Genomic DNA, 4,749 nt, shown 5'->3' on the forward strand with positions numbered 1-4,749 from the left:
GGCAATGCATGGAAACGGTAGGAATGCGATGAGTTATGCTCCTGAAAATGATCAAAGCGTGCCCTTTTATGTGCACCAAAGAAATATGGCCATCGATAATGGCTACTTATTTGTTGTCATCTCTAATGGAAATGATACTTGGGGAACAGACCAAGGGCTGGAAAATTTGATGAAGGTATACCGGTACATAAGCTCAAATTATAGGGTTAAAGAAAAATGGGTTTTATGGGGCACTTCAGCCGGAGGGCTTCAAATGTTTAGAATGATAGCTGAATACCCGGAGAAAATTGACCGGGTTATTGGCACTTTTCCTGTCTATGATTTAGAACAGGCTTATTCGCAAAGAAAGTCTTCAAATTTTATTTGGCAATCAAAAGAAGATTTTGAAGATATCAATCCTGCAAATTTCCCTGAAAAATTAAAAAATGTGCCTATGTTGATTTTTCATGGTAGGAAAGATCAGGCAGTACCTTATAAGAATCATTCGCTGAAATTAATAAGAGAGGTCAATGCACTGGGCGGAGCTATAAAGCTAAAGCTGGTCAAGGGTGGGCACAGTACTTCAAATTGGAAGGTTTACAAAAACCCTATAATTAAGGCTTTCTTGGCAGAATGAAAGGATATTATTAAGTAATAGATTGTTTGTTATAAATTATGCGGTTAAATATTTATCATCCCGGATAACATCATTTTCAATCCTTATCCAAATAATTAAAAAATGAAATTTAGAAATTGTTTTGGCTTGGTAAAAACAATCTTGATTATGATATCAATTGTGCTATTCATTTCTCCTTTGGTAAAAGCTTTGGATGTGGGAGATTTTGGTGGACTGAACTATTCCGAAAAGGAGGACCCATTCCCTATAGTTTTAACCTGGGATTATAATATTTATGTTATGGGGCCAGCTGAAATAAAGCAATTTGTGCAGTTGGCTAAGGAAAAGAATATTGATCAAATTAATTTAAGAATAAACAATAAGGGAGTAATCAATGCACGAATCGATCATGGAACCGTGTATCGGGAAAGGCTCGATGCATTTGGTGAAGACTTTGACCCTTTAAGGGTGCTGGTAGAGGAAGGTCATAAGGCCGGATTAAGGGTTGGTGTTCATTTCGATTTGTTTGAATCAAGTTATGACCAATTTTTCATTCGTCATCCGGAATTCACCCCACAATCTCAAAAGGATACCATTATTTACAATGCTTTTCCAAGTTACGCACACAAGGAAGTTCGGGATTACATGCTTGGTAGGGTTAGGGATCTTGCTGAATATGAAGTTGATCAAATGTTTTTTTGTACAAAATCCAGTCATACCCCAAGAAACATGACTGAGGTTCCCCGAAATACCTATGCTGCTTATAATTCACCAATTATAGAAAAATACACAGAGATTTATGGGGTTGATATTTTGTCAACTGCACCGGATAGAGAAAAGGTAGCTAAAATTCATGGTGATTTCATCATTGATTTTCTAAAGGAAGCCAATAAAACCTTGGATGCCTACAATATATCTTCCATTGCAGGAGCGACACTTAGCGGGTACTTACAACCTTCCGGTAAAAACATCATTTTGGATTGGAAGTCCATGGTTGATAATAAGGTAGCTGATGGCTTGGTGATGTCCAATACCAGAGGCGAAACTTTTGCCTGGTTTGAAGACGGTGCAATAGAGAAGTTTCGGGAAATTAGACAGGAAACTTCAAATAATGGGATGAAATTTTATGCCTACATGCTTTCTACTGTGTTTTGGAAGGTTAGGGATGAATATTCTTTGAGTCACCTTTTGGAATACATCCCAAAGCAAATGCACTATTTTCAACAGTTAGGGGCTGATGGTATTCTGATACATGAAGTTTATCAACCCGCCATTTGGGAAGCCTTAGGGAATTGGAGGCTAGTAGAAAAGGATAGTAAACAAGCGCTTACTATTCCGAAACCAGAAGGAGGTATTTTGGAGTATATTTTTCATCAGAAAATGCCACACGGAGGTTTTGAAGAAGCAAACAGCCATTGGTTATGGGACATTTTACCGGCATGGTCAAGTAGGGAAGATTGGCTTCCGGAAAGAAATAGTCCTATAGGCTTGAATGCGGATGATTTTGAGAAGTTTTGGGTGTCTGATAATCAGGGCTACGATCATTTACATGCAGCATACGACTGGAAGGTAATGGCCAATTCTGATTATTCGGGTAGATCTTATTCCGGAAGATCCTCCATGTTACTTTATGCAGACAGGGATGCAGGGAGAGGTGCTGGAAGGAAAATATCCTGGAAGTCCCATTCTGAAATTCCCATAATCCTGGAGACCCCATCTGTTTTTTCAGTTTGGATGCATGGGGAAGAATTGGCTGGAATTGAAAAAGCAGGTATGCAAATCACTTTTAAGGACTCCAAAGGTAACATCATTGATAGTGTTCAAAAAAATCAAAAAGTTAGAGGAACATTTAAATGGAGGGAACTGAAATTGCCTTACCAAATACCTGCCCAATCGCATTTTGTAGAAGTAGCCTTAGCAATGGAAGTTTCAGCTGAAGTTGAAAGCCATGGTAGGCTTTGGTTTGATGCTTTTCGCATTGAGGATGATCAAGGGACCTTCGGTAAAGAGCATTTTACTATTGTGTCAAGTCAGGATGCGGTTGAGGGAACCCACTTTGCAAGTTTTAATAGCCAAAAAGGTTATGAAATAACCTCGAAAGAATTTCTATTGAAAAAAGGCAAGGCGGATTATTTGAAGGTGTCTCTGAGAACGCCTGAAAAAGAAGGGATGGATGTTTTGTTGTTAATTGGAGAGGGAATTTCCAAAAGAGTTCGCCTTTCTGAAAATTGGGAAGCCTTTCAAATCCCTATTTCTGAACTACCTAATCAATTGAAAACAAAACTCATTATACGTGCATTGGCCACAGGAACCATTCATGTCGATAACATTAGTATTGAATAAAATAAGAAAAACCAATAACCTCAAAACCAACATGCTTGTTGTGTTTTGATCAAACCTTATAAGAAATAATGATAAATCTTAAAATTTTAACCAATTGCCTAGCTGTTTTTTTTATAGCCATTTTTATGGCAAATGGACAAGACGCAATAATCCCAAAATACAAGACCACCCAAATTTTAGTTTCTTCCAATGAATTTGAAAAAGACAATTATTTGGCTTTCCCAGCTATTTTAAGACTGAATCCGGACGAAGTATTGGTGTCGTTTAAAAGAGGAACACAACATGGCGGAGGGAAGGAAGCTCGGTTGGATATGATGCATTTCGATACCAAAAATAATGTCATCATAGAAAGAAAAAACCTGGCGAGTGACCCCGGATTGATTCACCAAATGGGGGAATGGGTTGAATTTCCGAATGGATCTATAAAGCTCTATATCGACTCTCAACATTCTGGGCATGACAATGACAATTACCGAACTGGGTTGAGACAGGTTAGTGTAAGGAAAACAAAGAATGGTTTTGAGGCTTCAAAAACCGAATTGGCGCCAATGGTAAATGGACGGGAATATGGCTATGCATTTGACTTTATCGTTAAGGACAAAATTACCTATATGTTGGTGATGGGCTTTGGTTATAGGCCTGGAGGTGAATGGTCTGTGGATGTGATTCAGTCCAAGAATAATGGTAAATCATGGACTTTGGTTTGCAACTTAACCGAAGAATTTGGTGGGCATAAAATCAATGAAAGTGCATTTATTCCATGGGAAGATGGATTTATGGTGACTACTAGAGAATATGGGCAAAATCAAAGAATATATTTTACAGATGCTGAATTTAAGGTAATCAAGGAGAACAATTTAAGTTCATCCTATGGGTTTATAGAATCTCATATTGGTCGACCACGTCTTTTTTCAAGAGATGGCAATCTGTATTTATTGGGTAGGAATTGGAGAACCATGGAAGGAGAGGGGAGAAGGATGGAGTTGGGTCTGTTCAAGATCAACCCGAAATCTTTAGCCGTAGAAAAATGGTTTATATTGGACAATAGCGAACGTGCCCACATCACAGATGGCTACTATGCGGTTCCTTATTTTCAGGAAAAAGAAGGCAAGACCTATTTTAATTTGATCAACTACAAAGGAGCTAATAAGACTTTCCCTAGTATTGAGCGGTATGAATTTTTTTGGGATGAGATTAAGTAGAGTGGAGGGGTTATGATGGGGTGATGTAGTGATCTGTGATCTGTGATGGTGTGATTTGGTGATGTCGTGATGTAGTGAAAATTGTAGCTAAAACTAATCTTTCCCTCATAAAACCCAACGCCGCCTCGTAGTTTTGGCCCGGCCACCGCGCCCTAATATTTACGTTTTTGTTAAAAATTCTCTATATCGTCATTGCGAACCCTTTGTTGGAGAGGTGATGCTTAGGGAAAGGGTGTAGCAATCTTATAACGCTGGGGATTTGTTCGATTTTTTTCAATAACAAGCCCTAGTAATGCCTCGGAATCACGTCTTTCGGTCACTGAGCTTGTCGAAGTGTACCGAATTAATGATATACCATTTCGTCATTGCGAACCCTTTTATGGGGAGGTGTAGCGTAGGATAAGGTTGTGGCAATCTCATTACGTTGGAGATTCCTTCGACTTCCACTACGCAAAGCCCCTGCAACGTCTGGGAATGACGAAAATTTATTTCCGCCTTGTAGATTTTCGGCGTTAAGAAATTTAAGATGAGAAGGCAAGGGCACAGGCACTGTTTGACGAAGTTTTTGGTTCAGTAATCATTATAAAAAAAACGCCAATATTAAAACCA

The 4,749-nt window shown here is 38.7% G+C and carries 3 protein-coding genes; all 3 read left to right on the forward strand.

Translation table 11 applies throughout. The features are described from left to right. A partial coding sequence (locus AAC037_RS19970) for a prolyl oligopeptidase family serine peptidase (protein ID WP_339905095.1) occupies window positions 1-616 on the forward strand: 616 nt, incomplete at its 5' end. Window positions 617-763: 147 nt separating this feature from the next. After that, entirely contained in the window at window positions 764-2,938 is a 2,175-nt protein-coding gene (locus AAC037_RS19975; RefSeq protein WP_339905096.1) for a hypothetical protein, read from the forward strand. Window positions 2,939-3,063: 125 nt separating this feature from the next. Continuing rightward, window positions 3,064-4,140, forward strand: a complete 1,077-nt coding sequence (locus AAC037_RS19980) for a hypothetical protein (protein WP_339905097.1) — start codon at window positions 3,064-3,066, stop codon at window positions 4,138-4,140. Window positions 4,141-4,749 lie beyond the last annotated feature (609 nt).

The organism is uncultured Cyclobacterium sp. (genome assembly GCF_963976465.1).
Classification (GTDB): domain Bacteria; phylum Bacteroidota; class Bacteroidia; order Cytophagales; family Cyclobacteriaceae; genus Cyclobacterium.